Source organism: Yeosuana sp. (genome assembly GCF_057126245.1).
Map to the genome: position 1 here is coordinate 86,976 of NZ_DBNGMQ010000081.1, position 22,286 is coordinate 109,261.

The following is a 22,286-nucleotide window of genomic DNA, read 5'->3' on the forward strand; positions in this document are numbered from 1 at the left end:
TTAGTTTTTAGCAGTATTTAATTTTTTTACAATAGTTTTTCCGAACCTGATATAATCTAATAACGGACGATGAGACGGACATATATAACTGCAAGAGCCACACTCTATACACGTCATAATATCTTCGGAAGCAGCTTTTTCATACATACCTTTTTCAGCTAAATTCATTAAAAGATGAGGTTCTATTCCCATCGGGCAAACATCGACACATTCACCGCAACGAATGCAGTTTTTTGGTTCGCCTCTACTAGCTTCATCTTCAGAAATGACTAAAATTCCTGAGGTTCCTTTAGTTACGGGAACATCTAAGTTTTTAATAGCTTTCCCCATCATAGGGCCGCCATTAACAATTTTCCGGGTTCCTTCGGGTAATCCGCCAACTTCTACGACTAAATCTTTAATAGGCGTACCAATTTTTACCCAATAATTTGAGGCGTGTTCAAGTTTCTTTCCAGTAACGGTAACAACTCGTTCTGTTAAAGGTCTGTTATGCTGAATGGCCTGATAAATAGCAAAAATAGTTCCTACATTATGGACAATCACACCAACATCAAGTGGCAATCCGTTTTTTGGAACTTCCCTGTTTAATATAGCTCTAACCAATTGTTTTTCCCCGCCTTGCGGATACTTAACTTGTAAAGCTGCTACTTTAATACCATAATCGTTCGTAGTGAGTTTTTTGAAAATATCAATAGCATCTTTCTTATTGTTTTCAATCCCAATAATCGCCTTATCAATATGTAGTGCAAGCATTAAAATTTTAATTCCAACGATTATTTCTTCAGCTTTTTCAAGCATTAGACGATGGTCGGCTGTTAAATAAGGTTCGCATTCTACACCATTAATGATAAGGTGGTCTAAAACAGTACTCTCATTAACACTTAATTTTACATGAGACGGAAATGTAGCACCACCTAAACCAACAATACCATAGTCTCTAATGCGTTGAAGAATGTCCTTTGGTTCCATAGTGATATCCTTTATTAAGGGATGGGCTATATCTTCAAAGTTAGATTCGTTTTTTGTATCAGTTCTTATGACAATGCATTGTTTCTTGTATCCACTGGTATCAATTATCTTATCTAGTTTAGTAACAACCCCTGCCACTGGAGTATGTACATTTGAAGAAACAAAACCACCAGATTTAGCAATTACTTGACCTATTTCTACTTTATCCTTAACATTAACAATTATTTCTGCTGGAATACCTATATGTTGCGAAATGGGTACGTAGACCATTTTTGGGACAGTCATTTTTTTGATGCTTTTCCCTGAGGTTAACTTATTTTCTGGTGGATGAATACCGCCTTTTGGAAATGTTTTAAGCATTGGTCTTTATTTTTTCAGATTCAACTTTCGCTTCAACTTTCGGCGCTTCTTTTTTTACTTTCTTCGGCGGAAAATTTGTTTCTATAATAGAATTTGTTGGACAAACATCTACACATTTTCTACAAAGCGTGCAAACGGATGGGTCGATGTATGCTAAATTGTTTACCATAGTCACAGCATCTTTTGGACAAATATCTTGACACTTAGAACAGCCAATACAAGCTACATCACAGGCTTTTTTAGCAATACCGGCTTTATCTTCATTAAGGCAACCAACAAATATTTTTAAATCTCTTTTGTGCTTTGGTCTCATTTCAATAATATCTCTTGGGCAAGCTTCTACACAGGCGCCACAAGAGGTGCATTTGTCTGAGATTATGACTGGTAATCCTGTAGCTTTATCCATATACATGGCATCAAACTTACATACAACAACACAATCACCGTCACCTAAACAGCCATACTGGCAATCGGTTTCTCCACTATAAATCATAGAAGAAATAGCACACGATCTAGGACCTTGGTATTCGGTAGTTTTTGGTCTCACATCACAGCCACCTTGACAGCGAACAACAGCAAGTGTAGGGTCTTTTTCTGTAACTTCTTTTCCTAAAACTTCGGCAACAAGTTTCATAATGTCATTACCACCAACAGGACAAAATAGGTTTGAAATATCCTCGCTATTAACTAATTTTTCAGCGAAAGATTTGCAACCAGGAGAGCCACAACCAGCACAGTTAGCAGCGGGTAATAAGTCTTCAACTTGAGCAATTAAAGGGTCTTCGTAAACATAGAATTTTTTAGAAACAACATACAGTACAATCGCTGCAATAGATCCTAAAGAGACTAATAAGAAAACACTATATAAAACAGATTGTGACATAATATTTATGTTTTTAAAATGGATATCTCAAAGGCACTTTTAAGTGTATTCTTTAATACATAAAGTGTTACGTAATATGGCAATAACACAATAAGTGATAATACGCCTGCCAACCATTCTTTTAAAAAGCTTGATGCTAATATTAATGTTGAAAACATGAGTATAAATGGAAATATATAAGCCCAGAATACAGCTTTAAAACCTAAAGCTTTTTTTAAAACTACCTTAACTTGTTCGTTAATTTTAAAAGAATCGTTAGAGTTTACAATTTCGATTTCTTTAGTATTTGATTCTGAAATACCGCAAGCGGATTTTGCTCGACAAGATTCACAATGTATATTTTGTTCTAAAGAGACCGTAATAGAGTCACTAGTGATTTTAGAAATAACACCAGAATGAACAAATGTATTATGTTTAGATAATTGAGAACTCATATACCCTTTTAATATCAACTAAGCTAAAGTACTATTTGAGTATATGAGAATATATGATTTATATCAGATTAGGAGGATTAATTCATTCGTTTTTATGTACGAAATCGGTGTAGTTAATTTATTTTAAATAACTATTCTACGCTGTTTTATAATCAATAATGTTTTGGGGACCTTCAAGAATTTCTCGTATTATTTGAAGTGTTCCATCTTCTTTGGTTGAAATTTGCCATTTAATTAATGAAATTTGGCTATTTTCAATCTCGATGCCAGTAATGCTTCTAGGATGAACGCAACTTCCATCATTAAAAAATGCAATGTCACCAGGTTCAGGAAATCGTGGCCTGTGTGTATGACCCGCAATTGTTATTAAATTATTGTTTTGGGCAATCCATTTTTTAGTTCTGTGTTCAACTTTAATAAGTTCTTTATAGTTTTTCGCTGGGCTTGTTGGGTCGGCAATGCCCATGACATTCAGTGGTTTCCAAAGAATTCTAACCATAAACCGGCTCCATTTCCAAAACAGATAATTCCACCAATCGGCTTGATGCCATGTGTTAAAAACAATTCTTGCTGAGTTTCTTTATGTTTTAAAACAATACCTTCTTGATATTTAAGGTCTTTAAAGAGTTCAATATCTTCCTCTGTTTTAGGATCGAAATACGTGGATAAATGTTTTTTAACATAATCATGATTTCTGTAAACCATATCATGATTTCCCCATATTAAATGCAATCTGTTTTCGATATAAAATTGCTTCATTAGCAAATACACATTTTTATGAGCATTAAAAATGGAGCTAAATGATAGGTTTTCCCAAAGTTCATCACCATCACCAACTTCACAATATATAAAACCGCTTTTAAAATAATGCTTTAAAGCATGGAAGTAGATATTACGGTTATTGGCAAAATCATCTGCAAAACTATTATCGCCTCTATGGCAATCACTAAACAAAATAAATTTGGAAGTCGTGTCAAACTCAATAACTTTAGCCGTTCTATATGCGTTGTCTAAACGTTTTTGTGATGAAAGCATAAAGTAAATGTAAACAAAAAAGTGTTTCAATTTGAAACGCTTTTTTAAAATGTTATCACATTAATTTTTAAGTTTTTGAATAGCAAAAGGAAGTATGCGTTCCACAAATTTTGTATAAGCTAATTCAGATGGGTGTAAATTGTCTGTGGCTACTAATACCGGATTATCTAATCCCATCCTTGTAATATCTGTAATGTTAATGAACGTAATATCATTTTCAATACAGTACTTTTCTGCAAAATAATTATATTCATCGATTCTTTCAGAAATATTAGGGTTTCCATTGCCAAAAGGTGTAAAGGCATAATCAGGTATAGAAATAACAATAACATTATTTTTGTTCCCTTCTCCCTTGGAAATAGCCGTGTTTACTAGTTCGGGAAATTCCTTTTCATACACTGAAAATGGTCTGTTTTGATATTCATTATTTACTCCAATTAAAAGTGTTACTAAATCGTAATATGTCGATGGATTATCGGTTTGAATAGCACTTATTAAGCTGCCAGTTGGCCATCCTGTTTGCGCTATAATTTTTAAACTAATACTGATTTCGGAATCAAATTTTAATTTAAGACTATCTTTTAATTGTTCGGGAAAACGGCACGTTTGACAGACGCTTTGACCTATTGTATAGCTATCTCCTAATGCTAAAAGGTTATAATCTCCTTGAATCTCAGGGCCATTAACTGAAGGGTCAAAACCAATGTTAATTGGTTTTGAATAATCGTCAATTGAGCCTCTTTCGGTGCTACAGTTGTAATTTAGTATTAAGCAACATATAAGTACATATACATTCTTTTTCATCTTTTTTCTATAAAGATATTAATTTTTAAGTTTTTGAATAGCAAAAGGAAGTATGCGTTCCACAAATTTTGTATAAGCTAATTCAGATGGGTGTAAATTGTCTGTGGCTACTAATTCAGGATTGTCTAAGCCCATTCTGGTGATGTCTGTAATCGGTATAAAGTTTATGTTTTTTGAGACACAATAGTTGTTGGCGAACGCATTATAGCGATCTAACTCATTTGAAATAGTTTCATCACTATTGCCAAAAGGTGTATAGGCATAATCTGGTATAGATACTACAATAAGATTGTTTAAATCTCCTTTTGCTTTAGTAATTGCCATATTCACAAGTTGCGGAAATTCACTTTCATAAATAGAAAAATCTTTGTTTTGATATTGATTGTTGACACCAATTAAAAGCGTTACCAAATCAAAATTATTAGTTAAGTTTTCTGAATTTATAGCATTAATTAAGTTAGTAGTCGTCCATCCAGTTCTAGCAATAATTTTTAATTCAAATGTTTTGTCTGAATCAAATTCTGAAATTAATGCTTCTTTTAATTGTTCTGGAAATCTACAAGTTTCGCATACACTTTGCCCGATGGTATAGCTATCTCCCAAAGCTAGTATTTTGTAGGTATCTTGTGTGCTCGTATTTTGGTCTGTTCCTGAAGTGTCGCCTGTTTCTTCTGGAATATCTATTTTAACTTCTTTTTCTATTTCAGGTTCTTGTACCGCCGCATTTGTGCTGCAGCAACTTAGGATTAAGCAGTAGATTATTAAGTAAAATATCTTTTTCATTTTTCTATAAATATACATAATTATCTATTCTTAAGTTTTTTGCAAAAAAAAGTGCTCTTAACTAAAAGAAGCACTTTAATTATAAATTATAAAATTTTACTTAAATGCATTTAAACCTGTGATGTCTAACCCTGTAATAAGCAAATGAATATCGTGAGTACCTTCATAAGTAATCACGCTTTCTAAATTCATAGAATGACGCATAATACTGTATTCGCCAGTAATTCCCATGCCTCCTAACATTTGTCTGGCTTCACGAGCTATATGTATAGCCATATCCACATTATTACGTTTGGCCATTGAAATTTGTGCCGATGTTGCTTTTCCTTCATTACGCAAAGTTCCTAAACGCCATGTTAATAATTGTGCTTTGGTAATTTCGGTAATCATTTCTGCTAACTTTTTTTGTTGTAATTGAAATTGTCCTATAGGTTTGCCAAACTGCATGCGTTCTTTGCTGTATCTCAACGCGGTATCATAACAATCCATCGCTGCACCAATAGCACCCCAAGCAATGCCATATCTGGCAGAATCTAAACAGCCAAGCGGAGCACCTAAGCCAGATTTATTGGGTAGTAAATTTTCTTTAGGAACTTTAACATTATCAAAAATAAGCTCTCCGGTAGCACTAGCTCTTAATGACCATTTATTGTGTGTTTCAGGTGTTGAAAATCCTTCCATACCGCGTTCTACAATCAACCCATGAATACGACCTTCTTCATTTTTAGCCCATACTATAGCGACTTGTGCAAAAGGCGCATTAGAAATCCACATTTTAGCACCATTGAGAAGATAATGATTACCTTTATCTTTAAAATTTGTGGTCATGCCACTAGGATTACTTCCATGATCTGGTTCAGTTAATCCAAAGCATCCCATCCATTCACCACTTGCTAATTTTGGTAGATATTTTTGTCGTTGCGCTTCATTGCCATATTTCCAAATCGGATACATCACTAACGACGATTGAACCGAAGCTGTGCTTCTAACACCCGAATCACCACGTTCAATTTCTTGCATTATCAATCCATATGAAATTTGGTCTAAACCAGCACCACCATATTCCATAGGTATATAAGGGCCAAAGGCGCCTATTTCTGCCAAACCATTAATTATTTGTTTAGGAAATTCTGCTTTTTGGGCATACTCTTCAATAATAGGAGATACTTCACGTTTTACCCATTCGCGAGCCGCATCCCGAACTAATTTATGCTCTTCTGTTAAGAGTTCATCTAAATTATAGTAATCTGGTGCTTCAAATAAATCTGGTTTCATTCTAATATGTTTTATACTGACTGCATAATTCTAAGATTATGGAGTCTTTTTTTATTAAATCCGTAACAGATATCAAATTTAGCCAAAGTAAGTTGATTTTGTATTACTAAATAAGGAAATAATTAAAGAAATTATACTTTCAAAAATTCTGTAAGTAAACGGTGAAAATGATGTACACCTTGCTCTTTTGTTGGAGAAAAACGACCTGCTTTATAAAATGATGAATGTACCCCTTTTTGTACATTTTCAACGATTTCTTCATCTTCCTGTTCTACTTTATCCAACGCACTACCGGCTCCTTTATTTAATTGATCAGCATTATATACGTATGATATAAAAGAGACTTTTGTTTTCTTAATATTTATGGGTTGAACAATATTTATTGAAAGTCCCCAAGGATAAAAATTGAACATCATATTTGGGAAAACCCAGTAGTAATAGGCGGCGACATTTTTCCCGTAATCTGCATGGTCTTCAGGTAAATTAAAAACGTTTTGTGAATCTTTTGTAAATCCAATTTGCAGATTACAATACTCATAAATTTCTGTTTTATATCGTCCGTAATCCAATACAGCATTTAAGTCTTTATGAACAAAAGGCACATGAAAACCTTCTAAATAATTATCACAATATAATGCCCAATGGGCATCAACCGTAAAGTCTCTATTTAAGGACGAATCTAAAATAAATTCATTCAAAGGGAGAAACCCTATTCGCTCATTCATCTTATCAATAACCTGTTGAAAATCAAAAGAAGGATTAAGACCAGCAAACAACAATGGCCCCCATTTTTTTAAGGGAAACGTATGCAAATTATCACAAGTGCGAGGGAAATCTTGAGTTTTTTCAAATTCAGGCATATATTCAAACTTGCCATTTAAATTAAATCGCCTGCCATGATAGCTGCACTTTAGTTGTTTGGAAACCTCAGGTTTTAAAGATATTAAGTTTCCTCGATGCGTGCATACGTTTGTCAAACACGCAATGTCATTTCCAGTATTTTTTGTTAATAACATGGGTTCATTAAGAAAGCCATCCAGCAATACGAATGGATGCGTTGATTGTTTTAAAGACACTAATGTCTCATCACCAATCCATTGCCAGGATTTAAGAAATATTTTCTCCTTAATAGTTTCAAATAAATTGTGATCTCTATAAAATGAAGCAGGAAGTGTTTCTGCTTTAGAAATATCGGGATGGATGTAAAAATTATATGACATTGATACTATTATAATTGTATATTTAAGCGCCTTCTAATTTACATATTAATTCTTAGCTCTTTTAAATTTAATTAAATGACCGAAAAAACACAAAAAATTGGGCTATTAACTGCAACCTCACTTGTAATAGGAAATATGATTGGAGTTGGAATATTTGTATTACCTGCAGTATTGTCAAACTACGGTAGTATAAGTCTTCTAGGCTGGGTATTTACTGCTACGGGCGCATTAATCTTGGCGAAAATATTTAGTAATTTAAGTAAAATGGTTGTTAGTAAAAGTGGAGGGCCATATGTTTATACAAGGGAAGGCTTTGGTGATTTTACGGCATTCTTAGTGGCTTGGGGTTATTGGATAGCTTGTTGGGTAGCCAATGGAACTATTGCAATTGCAATTATTGGAGCCGCTAGCTTTTTTATTCCAGAACTAGCAACAAACTCTTATTTATCGGTTAGCTTGGGATTAATTCTGATATGGTTTTTTACATGGATTAATTCTTTGGGAATAAAGGAATCAGGAAAAATTCAGCTGATTACAACCGTAATTAAAATAATGCCAATTATTTTTATAATTATTATAGGAGTTTTCTTTTTTGACATTAATAATTTGCCTTCTTTTAATCTAACTTCGGAAAGTGATTTCTCCACTTTTTCTTCAGTAGCTACTTTAACATTATTTGCTTTTTTAGGTATTGAATCTGCCACAATTCCTGCAGGTAATATTGAAAACCCTGAGAAAACAATTCCTAGAGCGACCATGATAGGAACCATAATTGTAACAATTCTTTACATTCTTGGAACAGTGGTTTTATTTGGTATATTACCTTTAGATATTTTACAAAAATCACCTGCGCCTTTTGCTGAAGCTGCAAAAATTATTGGGGGAGATTATGGAGGATACTTTGTTGCTGTTGGCGTCATAGTATCAGGTTTAGGCGTTTTAAATGGTTGGATTTTAATTACGGGACAAATTTCTATGTCGACTGCAAAAGACAATTTATTTCCTAGTTTTTTTGAAAGAGAAAATAAAAAGGGAGCTCCAGTTTTAGGTTTTATCATTGGCGGTGTCTTATCTTCTGCGGTCATGTTGATGAGTTTTTCTGATGGATTGGTTGATCAATTTGAATTTATTGTTCAGCTCACCGTATTTGTAGCATTAGTGCCTTATCTTTTTTCTGCTGCTGCTTATGCCTTAATTATAATAGAGAAAAAAATTCATCCACAAAACTGGGTAAAAACATTTGTCTTAGCTACGTTTGGTTTTGGTTATTCATTGTGGGCAATCTATGGATCAGGAAGTGATACCGTTTATTATGGGTTTTTACTATTGCTACTTGGTATTCCTGTATATATTTACATGAAATGGATTAAAGCAAAATAGATATGAATACGACAAGTCATTCAGAATATTTGAAATTAGTTTCAGTATTTATTAAACCTGTTGAACATGCCTTTATTTCGAGTAATAAGTTAGAAAATGAATGGCAAGAATTAAATTATTTATCCTTGCCAGATTTTAAAAAGGCCACCGAAGAATATGAAGTTTTTGAGAATAAATTAAAGAACCATAATATTAATATAGAACACTTTTCCATAAACGAATTGATTTCAATAGATTCAATGTATTGCAGAGATGCCTCTATAGCTTCTGATTTTGGGATGATTATTTGCAGAATGGGAAAAGTGGGAAGAGCTCTAGAGCCAGACGCTCATGAACAATTTTTTAAAAATAAAAAGATCAAAATTTTAGGAAAAATTGAAGCCCCAGGAACAATTGAAGGTGGGGATGTTGCCTGGTTAGATAAACACACCCTGGCTGTAGGACATACCTACCGCACGAATGAAGATGGAATCAAGCAATTAAAAGCATTATTGGAGCCAAAGGGTATTTCTGTTATTGTTGTTGATTTACCGCACTATAAAGGAAAAAAAGATGTGTTTCATTTGATGTCGATTTTGAGTCCAGTTGATAAAAATCTTGCTGTTGTATATTCTCCTTTGATGCCTATTAAATTTAGGAATGAATTATTACGTAGAGGATTTGAACTTATTGAAGTTCCTGAAGAAGAATTTGAGACTATGGGGTGTAATGTTCTTGCTATGGCTCCTAGGCATTGCATGATGGTTGACGGGAATGATATAACTAAAAAAAGAATGGAAGCTTCTGGATGTACTGTAGAAACTTATAGTGGAAATAATATTAGTGTGAAAGGTGGAGGTGGACCAACATGTTTAACAAGACCTCTGTTAAGAGTCTTATAACTTACATTTTCAAATAAAAATATTTAGTAAGATTGATGTAGTCTTGAGTGTACGCATGTCTGGAAGTTTCAATAATGAGTTCCTCTGTTTTTATATCACAACTTCGACCTTGCTCAGCACAGGTTTCGCGGAAGGAAAATTCTAAAAGGCTTCGTTTAATTTCAGAAGTTGGATTGCCTTTTACATGAAGCACTCTGTTGGGAAATAAATTAAATTTTGAAGCTAGAAATATAAAGTTTGGTTCTTCTTTGTAAGGAATAATAACAGAAAAAATACCGTCTTCAGCCAGTAATCGAGATACACTTTTTAATAAATGTTTAAATGGTAAAGCGTCCGAAAATCGGGCGATATCCCGTTGTGAATTATCGGTTTTATAATCTTCGGAATAGAATGGCGGATTGGATACAATTAGATTGTATGTATCTTCAATCTCTTCAATAAATTCTTCTAATGAGGCATGATAGCAAAACAAACGGTCACTCCAAGGAGCATTTTCGAAATTATTGACACATTGCTCAAAAGCATTATCATCAATTTCAATAGCATCAATGAGTTCTGCATGGCTGCGTTGTGCTAGCATAAGTGAAATAATGCCAGTACCAGCGCCAATATCTAAAATTGAAAACGGTTTTTTTTCTATAGAAGTCCAAGCGCCAAGTAAAACAGCATCGGTACCTATTTTCATAGCACAACGATCTTGCTGTATTTCGAATTGTTTAAATTTGAATGGTTTCACAATAAATTCCAAATTTTAAATTCCAAAATCCAAATGGGTTTAGGATTTATTGATTATTGCAGATAAAATTTTACGTAATTCTTCTGCTTCATTTAAGAGCGCCTCTAATTCGTTATTAAAACTATCATTTAAATCTTTTAAAAGCTTTAACCAAAGTACCGTTTCTTTTGCTTCTTTTCTAGCAATTTTCAGTCGGAATTTAAAGTCTTTTTCTCCGAGTTTTTCATTAGCTTCAATATAATTTGCAGCAATTGATCCAGATGAACGAATTAATTGTTTGCCATCTTCAATATTTGATAAGGTTTTTGGAAGCAATTGAATTGCTAATCTGCAATTTTTTGCAAATAAGTAACTGCGTTTTTCTAAATCATATATTTTCTTATTTGCCATGAATAAATTAAAATCGGGTGCTTAAGCTTTGGAATTTGTTATTTTTAAAATTGGAATTTTTATAAATATAAATCAATCAACCCTTCTGGTGTATTGACAATAATTGTTTTTTTCTTCCGGTCAACCTTAACAATAAACGCATCATTAATAGGAATTAAAATTTCTTTTCCATCTTTTTCAATTTCAAATAAGGCTTGAGCTGTTGAATCGTTTACCCCTGTTATGGTTCCAACGGATCCATAATTTTCATCTTTAATGGTAAACCCTATAATTTCATGAAAATAGAACTTATTACCTTCAAGTTTTGGTAAAAATTCTAAAGGTAGATATACATCACTTTTTATTAAACTATCTGCATCGGCTTCTGTGGTGACATCCTCAAACTGAACTCGTAATAAATCAGATTTATGTAGTTGAGAACTTTCAATAAAAAAAGGGATAAACGTATTTCTGTAATCAATAAAAACAGCGTCTAAGTTTTCATATAGTTCTGGTTGGTCTGTATCTAACTTTATAAGTAGTTCACCATTAAAACTATATTTTCTTACAATTTTACCTAGATAAAAGCAATCTTCAATCTTCATATTCTTAAAATAAAAAACTCCGATAAAAGTATCGGAGTTTAAAAGTATAAAAAATTATATTTTTATTCTTCTTTTGCTTTAGGAGCATCTTTAGCTACAGGTTCTGTAGTCTTTTCAACAACTTCCTCGGCAGTTTCTTCCACAACAGCTTCAGTTTTTTCTTCGGTTGCAGCTTCTTCAGCTACTTCCTCAGCAGTTTCTTCTACTACAGCTTCCGTTTCTTCGGTTGCAGCCTCTTCAGCTACTTCTTCTTCAACTACCGCAGCAGCAGCTCTAGCTTCATTAACAGCTTTTTCAGCTTCTAATGCTTTTGCTTTTGCTTCAGCTTCAGCTTTTGCTAAACTATCAGATTTAGCACCAACTTTTGAATTTTTATCTTCTAACCAAGCGTTAAATTTTGCTTCAGCTTGCTCTTCAGTTAAGGCACCTTTTCTAACACCACCTGCAAGATGGTTTTTTAATAAGGCTCCTTTGTAAGATAAAATGGCTTTTGCCGTATCTGTAGGCTGAGCACCATTTTGTAACCATGTTACTGCACCATCAACGTCTAATTCAATAGTTGCTGGATTTGTGTTTGGATTGTAAGCACCTAATTTTTCTAAGTATTTACCATCTCTCTTTGAACGTGCATCGGCTGCAACAATCCAATAGTAAGGTTTCCCTTTTTTACCGTGTCTTTGTAATCTAATTTTTACTGGCATAATAATTAATTATTTGAGGTTCTCGACCTCGGTTATTAATAAGAGCGCAAAGATACTACATTTTTTTAATTTACAACACATTATTTTATAATGAATTATAGACTTTAAAAGGGGTAGTTTTAGAATAGTAAACATGAGGGATTTGGTGCCTTAACTGAGTTTAAAAAGGATAGCATGCCGGTTTTAGAATTTATTTTAAAAATAGAGATATTATCGCTTTTTTTATTGGCGACTAGTAGAAATTTTCCAGATGGATCAAGCGTAAAGTTTCTTGGCCAATCCCCGTGAACCGACATGGTTTGAATTTTTTCTATAGTACCATCTAATTTATTTCTTTTAAAAACGGCAATGGTATTTTCGCCTCTGTTTGAGGCGTACACGTATAGTTCATTTTTGGATAAATGGATATCAGCACAAGAATTATCTCCTTTATAATCGTCATCTAATGTAGAATCATAATCAATCTGTTCAAAACCATGCTCTGTTTTTTTTACTGTGGTTACTGAACTTCCATATTCGTTTATAATATAGATAAATTGACCGTTTCGTGTTAAAACAAAATGCCTTGGTCCCAAATTACCTGATATCTTTACAATAGCTGGAGAAACCAGTTCATAGTTGTTGTTCTTTAATTTGTACTGATATAAAGCATTCATGCCTAAATCTGAAACAAAGAGTTCATCGTTAAAAAATTGAGCTGAATGTGCGTGTGATTTTTGGTCTGAAGTATTGTATTTAAAAACTTGTGATGCTTCCTTGAGTTTACCGTCTCTTGAGATACTGTAAATAGAAGCAGAACCACCACCATAATTCGATACAACTGCTCTGTTACTTGTTTTGTTTAATGAAATATGACAAGGCCAATCCCCATTACTACTTACTTTATTTAATAATTTTAGCAGTCCGTTTTCTTGAACTTTAAAAGAAGAAACCGTTCCGCTACTTTCGTTTACGGCATATAAATATTTTTTGTTTCGTGAATATGCTATAAATGAGGGGCTTTCTGAAGATACGGCAAATTGCAGATTGCTTAATTCGCCTGTTGTCAAATTAAATTGTAATCTATAAATACCCTCACTATTGCCATCAGTATATGTGCCAATATATAATGGGATTGTTTGAGCTTTGCAATTATATAGACTTAACATAAGGCATAAAAAAAATAGTTTAAAATTCATCTTGAATATTTTAATACTCTAAAGTATGACTTTTAAACTATTTAAATAAAAATTCTTAGGGAGAACTTTTTAAAAATTTAATGCTGAAATTTCATTAGAAATTAAGTCATCCATATTATCTACAGATATTGATGTTTTACGTTTTGTCATCAAATTTTTCATAACTTGATTCGTGACTTCTTTAATGCTTGAGTCTTTTAAATTTGTTTCAAAATGAGATGTAACTTTTTTACTTACTTTAATTTTTAATTCTGCCAGAAGCGCTCTTAGGGGTGCACCTTCCAGCCATTCGATATAAGATTTTATTTCTTCATTAATAATAGAATCAACATCGCCAATTGCCGTTAACCTGTGTTCTTTTGTTTCTTTAAGCTCAACGGAAATAGAATCTAAATCATGAAATATAACATTGTTTTTGTCGACTAGTTTTTTATCTATATTGCATGGTACTGCTAAATCAATCAGTAATATTTTTTTATTTGAATTTGCTATTTTTTTAATCAAATTAGGGCAATTACTTGCAGCGCTAATAATCACGTCAAAATCATCAAAGTTGTTAGCAATCACATTAGCCCATGGATATGTTTTGCATTGATTGTTTTCGGCAAGAATAATGGCTTTTTCTTCACTTCGGTTACTTATACATATATTGTTGAAGTTGAATTTTGAATTGTATTTAAATAATTGTTTTACAATATCACCAGCACCAACAAATAATATTTTTTTAGACTTCACAGAAGCTTTATCAAAGGTTTGTCTAATTACCTTTAATGATTTGTAGGCAACGGAAGTTGTGCCGTCTCTAAAATCAGTTTCATTACTAATACGTTTGTGAGTTTTAAATACAGCTTGTAAAGCACGCTCCAGTAAAGAACCCTGTAATTTATGTTTCATTGAAAACTGGTGCGCTTTTTTTATTTGATGAATTATCTCTGCATCGCCAAACACCATAGATTCTAAACCAGAAGAAACTTCTAAAAGATGTTTTACTGTATTAGAAGTGGCATCGCTATAATTGAATAATGCGTTTTCTTCTTTTGTGTTTTCTATTGATTTATAATTGATAAAAAACTGGAGAAGCTTGCTGGCAGGTGTTTCAACAGATTCAAAATAAACTTCTGTTCTGTTACAAGTAGCCAAAATTAATAAACCTGACACATCCGTGTAATTATCATTAATAAGCTTGGTTAAATGTTCTTTTTCTTCTTCAGAAATATGATATTTTTCTCGTTGAACAGTAGCTGCTGTTTTATGTGAAATACTTATGTAGCGTAATGATTTTTCCATAAATAGTTTAACTATAATATCCTCAAAAAAATGGTGGTTAAAATGTAATCTGTTTTCAAAGGTACTAACACAACCTTAGATAGATAATGACAATTATCATGTTTTGTAACATATGTTACAAATAGAAGGTTTTATTTATAAAGTGAAGTATAACAAAAAACCTCACCATTAGGTAAGGTTTTTTGATAATTTATTAACTATTATTTTGATAAGCTTTTAATATAATTTACTAGCAGCCATTGATCTTCAGTTTCAGTTATTTTCTTTTCAAAACTTGGCATATCGTCTCTACCAATAAATGTTTTGTAATATAAAGAACCATCGGTTTGCTTACTAAATGATGGATTGGTGAAATCTGGTACGGGTGTGTCTATACTTTCAGCTTTTGTGCCATCTCCTTTTCCCTTAGTGCCGTGACATGATTTGCAATGTTTTGAATATAGTACGCGACCAATATTATCATCGTCTGCAGCATTGGCAAAAGGATTTTCCATTTTAACGTATTTGGCTGGTGCTTCCCAAGGATCTTGAAGGATGGAATTGCTAGAGATCATCGATATTAAAGTAAAACTTCCAACAAGAATAGCGATTAAAGTAAAAAATAGATTTTTCATAATGATTGAATTTAGATTACTAATTAGTTAATGGTTTAATTCTACTGATTTTATATAGTTTGAAAATTATATAAAATATAATATACCAGACTGCAATGATCATTGAGGTAACAATGACAATTAAACTTATTGGCGCATTAGCCGCTGCAGCCCATAACGATCTTTTTTCAGTTTTAGGATCTTCTATTACTGTAGGTATTCCCCAGTTTTTGGAAACTTCAAGTGTTTGATCATTATATAAGTCTGATTCAAGTATTTTTACAACAATAATCACATTTCCTTCTGTGTCACCTGGTAAGTCATTAGGAAACTTTACTTCTATTATTCCATTTTCATCGGTGGAATTAAAAGGATCTCCAATAGGTAATAAGCTGAAGGTTCTTTTAACAAAATAATATAATTCAAGGTCCTCAATCGGTATCCCAGATTGATCAGCTGCTTTTGTTGTAATAATTTTAGTGTCATTATCTTCAGAGAAAGAAACAGTTAAAATAGCATCCTCCATAGAATCTTGTCCATATACACTTGAGCTAATGAAAGCTATTAAACTCAAAAGGATTAAGAGCTTAGAAACAAATCTATTTAAATAATTATTGATTCTCATTTTTAAAGACATTTAGTTTAACGACTGTTTCAGGTTTAAGTTTTTCCTTAAGAATTGGTATTACTGGAAATAATTTAATCAACACTGTAATGATTAACAAAAACCATGCAAAAGAGGACATGGTGATAGCCCATTCCTCCCAAGTAGGATTGTAATGTAAATAAGATTCGTCTACATTTTGGATTGGTAAATAAGGATGTTGAAGCGATGGGATAACAATTAAAAACCGTTTAAACCATGCTCCTAAAACAACAAGTATGGATATTATAAAAATTGGTAAAGGTTTACGAAATGGTTTGAAGATCAATAAAACTATAGGTAAAATGAGTCCCCCTATTTGTACAAACCAGTACATTGGGGCATACTTTCCTGTAAATAATTCTGTGATATGTTCACCTTCAACACCAACCATTTTAAACGCTGGGCCTAAGTACTCATTAATATTAAAGTAAAGATAAACTAGTGATAATAATACTAAAAGCCTACCCATTTTTTCAAAATGCATCTCTGTGATATAATCTTTGAGTTTTAAATGGATTCTAATTAGGTACATTGCAACAATAATTACAGCTGCGCCTGCCATAAAAGCCCCCGATACAAAATATGGTCCCAAATTTGTGCTATCCCAGCCTGGTCGCCAAGTTGTGGCAAATAACCACGATGTAACTGTATGGATTGCAAATGCAACGGGTAATACTGAAATCGCTAATATTATAGTTATTTTATGGTGCATCTTTATTTGTTTGGGATGATTGCTCCAATTGATTGCCATAATTCGGTACATCTTTTTTTTCCACTTTGGGATGGCTGTTAAACGATCACGACAAAGCGCGATATCTGGTAATAAAGAGAGGTAGAGTAATAAAAGACTAATAACTAAATATGTTGAAATAATAATAACATCCCAAATAATAGGTGATTGGATTCTTAAATGCATGATAACATAGAAGAAACGATCTGGGCGCCCCATGTCAACTATAATTATTACTACAGCACAAATAATTGCTGAAACAGCGATTATTTCAGATACTCTTGTTAAAGGTCTTGACCAATTATTTTTATTTAGTTTCAAAATGGAACTGATTAATGACCCCACTAAACTTATGGCTACAAAAAACACAAAATTGGATATATATATACCCCAAGATGTATAATCTCTCATTGCTGTAACAATAAGTCCAAATTTTAACTGTCTATAATAAGCATATCCGCCTATACAAATTATGAGGATTAGAAAAGCAACCCATAACTTATATTTCAAGGAGGTATTAACTGTATGACTCAATAAGGCTTGGCCTCTTTTAGTTCTATATACTTGCTCTTTTTGTACTGTTGCTTTCATGATTCACTATTTTCTTCATTGTTCTTTTCAAAAGGGAAAAGTCTATTTACTGGAGGCAAATAATAAACCCGTGGTTTTGTTCCTAATTCTTCCATATATCTATATCCTGCTTTGTCTCGCAAAAGATTGCTTAACCTTACAGTTTCTTCACCATTTGTAACGGTATCATCATTTTCATCTCCAAAATAAATGACACCATTTGGACAGGAAGTGATACAATGTGGAAGTTTGTTATCTCGAAGCATATCTGGACAAAAATCACATTTGGCAACAGTTCCTTTTTTACTTGGAAGACTGGTTTCAGGTGAATATGGGAGTTCTAATTTACCTTCAGGTGGATCTCCCCAATTAAAGACTCTTGCAGAATAAGGACAGGCAGCCATACAAAAGCGGCAGCCAATACAACGTTCATTATCTATGAGAACGATTCCATCTGATCTCTTATAAGTAGCCCCTACAGGACAAACTTTTACACATGGAGGATTGTCACAATGAAAACATTTTTTTGGCATCCAATATGGAGATGACTTTTCGTTATCTCTCATCTCTAGAACCTTAATGTAAGGCCTGTCTGGAGTTAAGTTGTGATGTTTATCACATGATTGTACACATTTTCTAGCATTTTTGCATTTTCCTAAATCCACAACCATAACCCATTTTTTGCCAGGAATACCTTGTCGAGATTCCATGGGTGGTGCGGCATGATGTAAATGTTCCATAGTCTCAATTTCTGAGTTTGGAACTTGTACTAATTTACCGTCAGTGGTTAATAAAGTAGTTTTTTCTTTGGAAGTGTCTTTGCATGATGCCAGTGAATTAAAAGCTAGCCCCGAGACAGCAATCAGACTTCCTTTTGAAATATTTTTCAAAAAATCTCTTCTGGAATCTGTTTTAGAAGGTTCTTTTTTCATGTGATTATTATTATGAATATATGTTAAAAAATAATAAAATCTAAAACGAAAGAAGTTTCACGCCCTCTTTCTAAAATAAGAATAAAAAAATTAACAAATGGGGCAATATTTTCGCACTTACATTTTGGTCTTTAACTCGTCTTTGTCTAAAGATAAATTCTAATTATCACATATTTAATGACTTATGTCATGTTTGTGTATTATTTTTTAATCAGGCATAAAAAAAACCGAACAAAGGTCCGGTTTTTTAATATTATGCTATTTTAAAAAGTTATTCTTTTAAAGTTCTCATGTAGTTTACAATTAACCAACGGTCTTCATCATCTGTTAATTTTTTTGAAAACTCTGGCATATCATCGCGTCCAAAAGTCGTTTTGTAGAATAATTCACCGTCTGTTTGTTTATGGAATTCGGCTGTTGAAAAATCTCCTAAATCACCTTTTAAACCATCGGCTTTTGATCCGTCTCCGTATCCTTCTTTACCATGGCAAGATTTACAATGTTTATCATATAATGATTTTCCAATAGCAGCGTCTTGTTTTGGCGGTATAGGATTTTTTATGGTTACATATTTGGATGGTACTTTCCAATTTTTTGAGTTAGCAGTTGTAGGTGCTTCTATGACTTTAGGTTCCGTTTTTGATTCAACAGGGGCATCCATTATGACCTCAGTCTTAGTTTCAGTTTTTGTTGTAACAGGTATGTTCTTTGTTTCCTCCGTTTCCGTTTCTATAACGGGGTTAGTAACTATTTTAGTTGTAGTTTCAACTTTTACAGGGACAGGTATAGTTTTACTTACTTCTGCTGTGTTTTTTGTAAGCGTAATCACTTCAGGTTCATTTTTTTCAAATTCTTTTTTAATAGGACTTACCTGAACGTTCGTGTCTGTTTCTTCTAAAACTATGGTATTTGTTTTTTGAGGAACCACTATTTCTTTGGGTTGTGGTTCTTTATTTTTACAATTGTAAACAACAAATGCTAATAGCAGTGTTCCCAGTATTAATGTTTTTTTCATGGTTTGTGTTTAAAGCAAAAAAAACCGAACAAAAGGTTCGGTTTTTTTAAGATTATATCAATTCAATACGTTATTCTTTTAAAGTTCTCATATAGTTTACTATTAACCAACGGTCTTCATCATCTGGTAATTTTTTTGCAAACTCAGGCATATCATCTCTTCCAAAGGTAGTTTTATAAAATAACTCACCGTCCGTTTGTTTATGGTATTCTGCTGTTGAAAAATCTCCTAAATTTCCTTCTAAACCATCGGCTTTAGGTCCGTCTCCGTATCCTTCTTTACCATGGCAAGACTTGCAATGTTTATCATATAACGATTTTCCAATAGCCGCATCAGTTTTGGCAGGTACTGGGTTTTTCATAGTAACATATTTTGCAGGTACAACCCATTTATCCTGAATAATAGTTGTGAAAGAAAAGAAAATAAAGGAAACTATTCCCACAATGGTAAAAATTTTAACTGTTTTCATTTTTTTAAATTTTAGATTTTGATATTTTAATTAAATTAATAAATAGATAAATAATAAAAGCCCACATTCCAAATATGACTAAATTTGGAAAAATTAACAAAAATATAGGTGTTTTATTTCTTGGAGACCACATTTTTCTGTCATCAAATGTTGATTGATCAACAATTGGTACGCCAAGAGGTGCAGTAACTAAGGTTTTTACAGTGCCATAGTCGTCATTTTCTAAAAGAACAACTTCAAAAGTTAAATTACCATCAACACCAGGTATTCCTTCTTCTATAGGCACAATAATGGTGCCATGTTCATCCGTACTATTAAATTCTTCACCAATTCTTAAATTTCTGAATAATCGTTGTACGTGCACGTTTAAAAGTTGATCACTAAGTAAACTGTCTTTGGCGGTGTCTTTTAAGGTGGCTGTTATATAATGAACACTATCAATAACAATAATTTTGGCTTCTATAGAAGCATCTTTATAGCTCACACTTTTTGAGGCACGTTTAAAGGTATCATTTCCTTTAAATGAAAAATTTACAGTATACAGACCGGAAGAGTCTGGTTTTATAAGATTATAATCTTTTATGACAAATTTACCGGAACCATCCATGTTTGTGATTATTGACCCTAATTCAACTTCGTTATCATCGTATTCATTAGAAACTATAATTGGAATATTGGTCACATCAACATTTTGGTTATCAACTTTAGAGGTAGCTTTAATTTTGAAAGTAACCTCTTTATTCATGGTTTTCACATAATCGGCCTTAATTCTAACCCTGCTTTTTTTAACCTCCTGAGCGTTAACTTTTAGTATAGAACCACTGGCTAGAACCATTATCATTGCTAGAAAAATGAAACGTATGTTATAATTTATTTTCATGATTCAGTATTTTTAGTATTTTTTAACATGTCTCGCTCCTCAGCTGTTCTTTGAATTGGAATTACAGGTAAAAATCTAACTAAAAAGGTGATAATTAACATACACATAGCTAAGGTTGCTGCTGTAATTAACCATTCATGAATGCTTGGAAAATAATGATGCCAAGATTCCGGAACCCCTTCAATAGGTAAAAATGGATGTAGTAAAGTTGGTGTCACAATTACATATCGTTTCCACCAAGAGCCTACAACAACCATCATTCCAACTACAAACATAGGAAATGGTTTTCTTCCGTTTTTAAATAACACTATTAAAAGTGGTAAAAGCAGTCCAACTATTTGTGCAAACCAAAATAAAAACGCATATTCACCAGATACTAGGGCATTTAAATGAATGTCTTCTTCAACAGGAGCCGTAAAAATCGGGAGCAAATATTCATTAATATTGAAGTATAAATAGGTTAAACAAGCTAATCCCAAAAACTTACCCATTTTGTCAAAATGATAATCCGAAATATAGTTTTCCAGTTTTCTAACTCGTCTAATCACATAAACCACAGCAATGAGCGCTCCAACTCCAGCTACAAAGGCTCCAGATATAAAATAGGCCCCCATGTTTGTGCTGTCCCAACCAATTCTGTATGTTGTTGAAAATAACCAGGCATCAATGGTTTGTAATATAATACCAACCGGAATAATCAAAATCGCAATAATTTTTATGGATTTCGCCTGAATTAATTTTTGTGCAGGGCTTCCAGTCCAGTTTAATGCTAATTTTCCATACCAATTACTAAGTTTTGGTTTTGTTTTACTATAATGTTTTTTAAGAATCGCTAAATCAGGGAGTAATGGAAAATACAATAACAAAAAACTTAAAGCAATAGAAGTAGGAACAATAATAACATCCCAGGTTATAGGAGATTGCAGTCTGGCATATATAAATAGATTTAGTAATCTGTCTGGTCTGCCCATGTCTATCATAATAGTAATACCGGCCATAACAATGGCTGCTAAACTAATAATTTCAGCTATTCTAACTAACGGTGTTCTCCAGTTATTGTTGGTTAATCGTAAAATGGCGACTGTTACTGAACCAACAAAACTTGTGGCAACAAAAAAAACAAAATTCGAAATATATATTCCCCAAAGGGCATAATCGCGCATGTTCGTTACAACCTGTCCTTTTATAACCTGATCTATATAGGCTATAAGTCCGGCGATAACAATCACCGATAAAAATAATGTCCAGATAGTACCTCGCTTACCAAACTTTTTTGGCTCTAAATCTTCTAGTAGTGTATCATAATTTTTCATGATTCGGCAGGTTTTTCTACGGATTCAAATTCTTTATAATTTTCTAGACCATCTTCAAAGTCAACCAATCTGTTAACCGGAGGCAGATAATATACACTTGGTGCAGTCCCCAGTTCTTCTAATAATCTGTAGCCTGCTTTATCCTCTAATAATTTGCTTAATCTCAAGGTTTCTTCGCCGTTTGTAACGGTGTCTTCATATTTGTCACCAAAGTAAAATACACCATTTGGGCAAGCAG

23 protein-coding genes and 2 pseudogenes are annotated in these 22,286 nt (G+C 32.9%); 2 read left to right on the plus strand and 23 right to left on the minus strand.

The features are described 5' to 3' along the window. The 8 genes and pseudogenes from rsxC to AC15TD_RS11320 all read right to left on the minus strand — a co-directional run bounded on the left by rsxC (position 1) and on the right by AC15TD_RS11320 (position 7,763). The gene (rsxC, locus tag AC15TD_RS11285) at positions 1 to 1,329 is read right to left on the minus strand and encodes an electron transport complex subunit RsxC (protein ID WP_484452254.1); all 1,329 of its coding nucleotides are present in this window, start codon (positions 1,327 to 1,329) and stop codon (positions 1 to 3) included. After that, positions 1,322 to 2,212, minus strand: a complete 891-nt coding sequence (locus AC15TD_RS11290; protein WP_484452255.1) for a Fe-S cluster domain-containing protein — start codon at positions 2,210 to 2,212, stop codon at positions 1,322 to 1,324. The genes rsxC and AC15TD_RS11290 overlap by 8 nt, the downstream gene beginning before the upstream one ends. A gap of 5 nt (positions 2,213 to 2,217) precedes the next feature. Continuing rightward, positions 2,218 to 2,646 carry a SoxR reducing system RseC family protein gene (locus AC15TD_RS11295; protein ID WP_484452256.1) on the minus strand — a complete coding sequence of 143 codons (429 nt, stop codon included), beginning with the start codon at positions 2,644 to 2,646 and terminating at the stop codon, positions 2,218 to 2,220. A gap of 136 nt (positions 2,647 to 2,782) precedes the next feature. Continuing rightward, positions 2,783 to 3,681: pseudogene (locus AC15TD_RS11300) on the minus strand (metallophosphoesterase). Between the two features lie 60 nt (positions 3,682 to 3,741). Further along, positions 3,742 to 4,485, minus strand: a complete 744-nt coding sequence (locus AC15TD_RS11305; RefSeq protein ID WP_484452257.1) for an SGNH/GDSL hydrolase family protein — start codon at positions 4,483 to 4,485, stop codon at positions 3,742 to 3,744. An 18-nt stretch (positions 4,486 to 4,503) separates the two neighbouring features. Beyond that, complete coding sequence (locus AC15TD_RS11310) at positions 4,504 to 5,268, minus strand: SGNH/GDSL hydrolase family protein (RefSeq protein ID WP_484452258.1); 765 nt, start codon at positions 5,266 to 5,268, stop codon at positions 4,504 to 4,506. Between the two features lie 96 nt (positions 5,269 to 5,364). Then, positions 5,365 to 6,543: an acyl-CoA dehydrogenase family protein gene (locus tag AC15TD_RS11315; protein WP_484452259.1), complete on the minus strand. Its 1,179-nt coding sequence runs from the start codon at positions 6,541 to 6,543 to the stop codon at positions 5,365 to 5,367. Between the two features lie 131 nt (positions 6,544 to 6,674). Beyond that, a complete protein-coding gene (locus tag AC15TD_RS11320) occupies positions 6,675 to 7,763 on the minus strand; it encodes an SRPBCC family protein (protein WP_484452260.1) in 1,089 nt (362 codons plus the stop codon). Positions 7,764 to 7,838: 75 nt separating this feature from the next. On the opposite strand from AC15TD_RS11320, the gene AC15TD_RS11325 reads away from it, so the two are divergent. Further along, a complete protein-coding gene (locus tag AC15TD_RS11325) occupies positions 7,839 to 9,143 on the plus strand; it encodes an amino acid permease (protein ID WP_484452261.1) in 1,305 nt (434 codons plus the stop codon). Between the two features lie 2 nt (positions 9,144 to 9,145). Next, complete coding sequence (locus AC15TD_RS11330) at positions 9,146 to 10,024, plus strand: dimethylarginine dimethylaminohydrolase family protein (protein ID WP_484452262.1); 879 nt, start codon at positions 9,146 to 9,148, stop codon at positions 10,022 to 10,024. 1 nt (position 10,025) lies between these two features. Here the strand turns inward: AC15TD_RS11330 and AC15TD_RS11335 are convergent, their stop codons facing one another. The 15 genes and pseudogenes from AC15TD_RS11335 to AC15TD_RS11405 all read right to left on the minus strand — a co-directional run. Then, on the minus strand, positions 10,026 to 10,709 hold the full coding sequence (locus tag AC15TD_RS11335) for a tRNA1(Val) (adenine(37)-N6)-methyltransferase (protein ID WP_484452263.1): 684 nt from the start codon (positions 10,707 to 10,709) through the stop codon (positions 10,026 to 10,028). Positions 10,710 to 10,799: 90 nt separating this feature from the next. Next, positions 10,800 to 11,150, minus strand: coding sequence for a four helix bundle protein (locus tag AC15TD_RS11340; RefSeq protein WP_484452264.1), 351 nt, complete (start codon positions 11,148 to 11,150; stop codon positions 10,800 to 10,802). A 59-nt stretch (positions 11,151 to 11,209) separates the two neighbouring features. Beyond that, on the minus strand, positions 11,210 to 11,734 hold the full coding sequence (gene rimM, locus AC15TD_RS11345; protein WP_484452265.1) for a ribosome maturation factor RimM: 525 nt from the start codon (positions 11,732 to 11,734) through the stop codon (positions 11,210 to 11,212). Between the two features lie 62 nt (positions 11,735 to 11,796). After that, complete coding sequence (locus AC15TD_RS11350; protein ID WP_484452266.1) at positions 11,797 to 12,435, minus strand: 30S ribosomal protein S16; 639 nt, start codon at positions 12,433 to 12,435, stop codon at positions 11,797 to 11,799. 119 nt (positions 12,436 to 12,554) lie between these two features. Next, the gene (locus AC15TD_RS11355; protein WP_484452267.1) at positions 12,555 to 13,613 is read right to left on the minus strand and encodes a lactonase family protein; all 1,059 of its coding nucleotides are present in this window, start codon (positions 13,611 to 13,613) and stop codon (positions 12,555 to 12,557) included. A 69-nt stretch (positions 13,614 to 13,682) separates the two neighbouring features. Then, positions 13,683 to 14,900, minus strand: a complete 1,218-nt coding sequence (gene hemA, locus AC15TD_RS11360; protein WP_484452268.1) for a glutamyl-tRNA reductase — start codon at positions 14,898 to 14,900, stop codon at positions 13,683 to 13,685. 200 nt (positions 14,901 to 15,100) lie between these two features. Then, entirely contained in the window at positions 15,101 to 15,514 is a 414-nt protein-coding gene (locus AC15TD_RS11365) for a c-type cytochrome (protein WP_484452269.1), read from the minus strand. Between the two features lie 19 nt (positions 15,515 to 15,533). Continuing rightward, on the minus strand, positions 15,534 to 16,118 hold the full coding sequence (locus tag AC15TD_RS11370) for a hypothetical protein (RefSeq protein WP_484452270.1): 585 nt from the start codon (positions 16,116 to 16,118) through the stop codon (positions 15,534 to 15,536). After that, positions 16,105 to 17,460: an NrfD/PsrC family molybdoenzyme membrane anchor subunit gene (gene nrfD, locus AC15TD_RS11375; protein ID WP_484452271.1), complete on the minus strand. Its 1,356-nt coding sequence runs from the start codon at positions 17,458 to 17,460 to the stop codon at positions 16,105 to 16,107. The genes AC15TD_RS11370 and nrfD (AC15TD_RS11375) overlap by 14 nt, the downstream gene beginning before the upstream one ends. Beyond that, positions 17,457 to 18,371, minus strand: a complete 915-nt coding sequence (locus AC15TD_RS11380; RefSeq protein ID WP_331629680.1) for a 4Fe-4S dicluster domain-containing protein — start codon at positions 18,369 to 18,371, stop codon at positions 17,457 to 17,459. Before AC15TD_RS11380 ends, nrfD (AC15TD_RS11375) begins: the two co-directional genes overlap by 4 nt. Before the next feature lie 271 nt (positions 18,372 to 18,642). Next, on the minus strand, positions 18,643 to 19,386 hold the full coding sequence (locus AC15TD_RS11385; RefSeq protein WP_484452272.1) for a c-type cytochrome: 744 nt from the start codon (positions 19,384 to 19,386) through the stop codon (positions 18,643 to 18,645). A gap of 70 nt (positions 19,387 to 19,456) precedes the next feature. Then, positions 19,457 to 19,855, minus strand: coding sequence for a c-type cytochrome (locus tag AC15TD_RS11390; protein WP_484452273.1), 399 nt, complete (start codon positions 19,853 to 19,855; stop codon positions 19,457 to 19,459). A gap of 4 nt (positions 19,856 to 19,859) precedes the next feature. Continuing rightward, on the minus strand, positions 19,860 to 20,735 hold the full coding sequence (locus AC15TD_RS11395; protein ID WP_484452274.1) for a hypothetical protein: 876 nt from the start codon (positions 20,733 to 20,735) through the stop codon (positions 19,860 to 19,862). Beyond that, positions 20,732 to 22,048 (minus strand): NrfD/PsrC family molybdoenzyme membrane anchor subunit, encoded by a 1,317-nt coding sequence (gene nrfD / locus AC15TD_RS11400; protein ID WP_484452275.1) that lies wholly within the window; start codon positions 22,046 to 22,048, stop codon positions 20,732 to 20,734. Before nrfD (AC15TD_RS11400) ends, AC15TD_RS11395 begins: the two co-directional genes overlap by 4 nt. After that, positions 22,045 to 22,286: pseudogene (locus AC15TD_RS11405) on the minus strand (4Fe-4S dicluster domain-containing protein); the annotation flags it as partial. The gene nrfD (AC15TD_RS11400) and the pseudogene AC15TD_RS11405, both read right to left, overlap by 4 nt.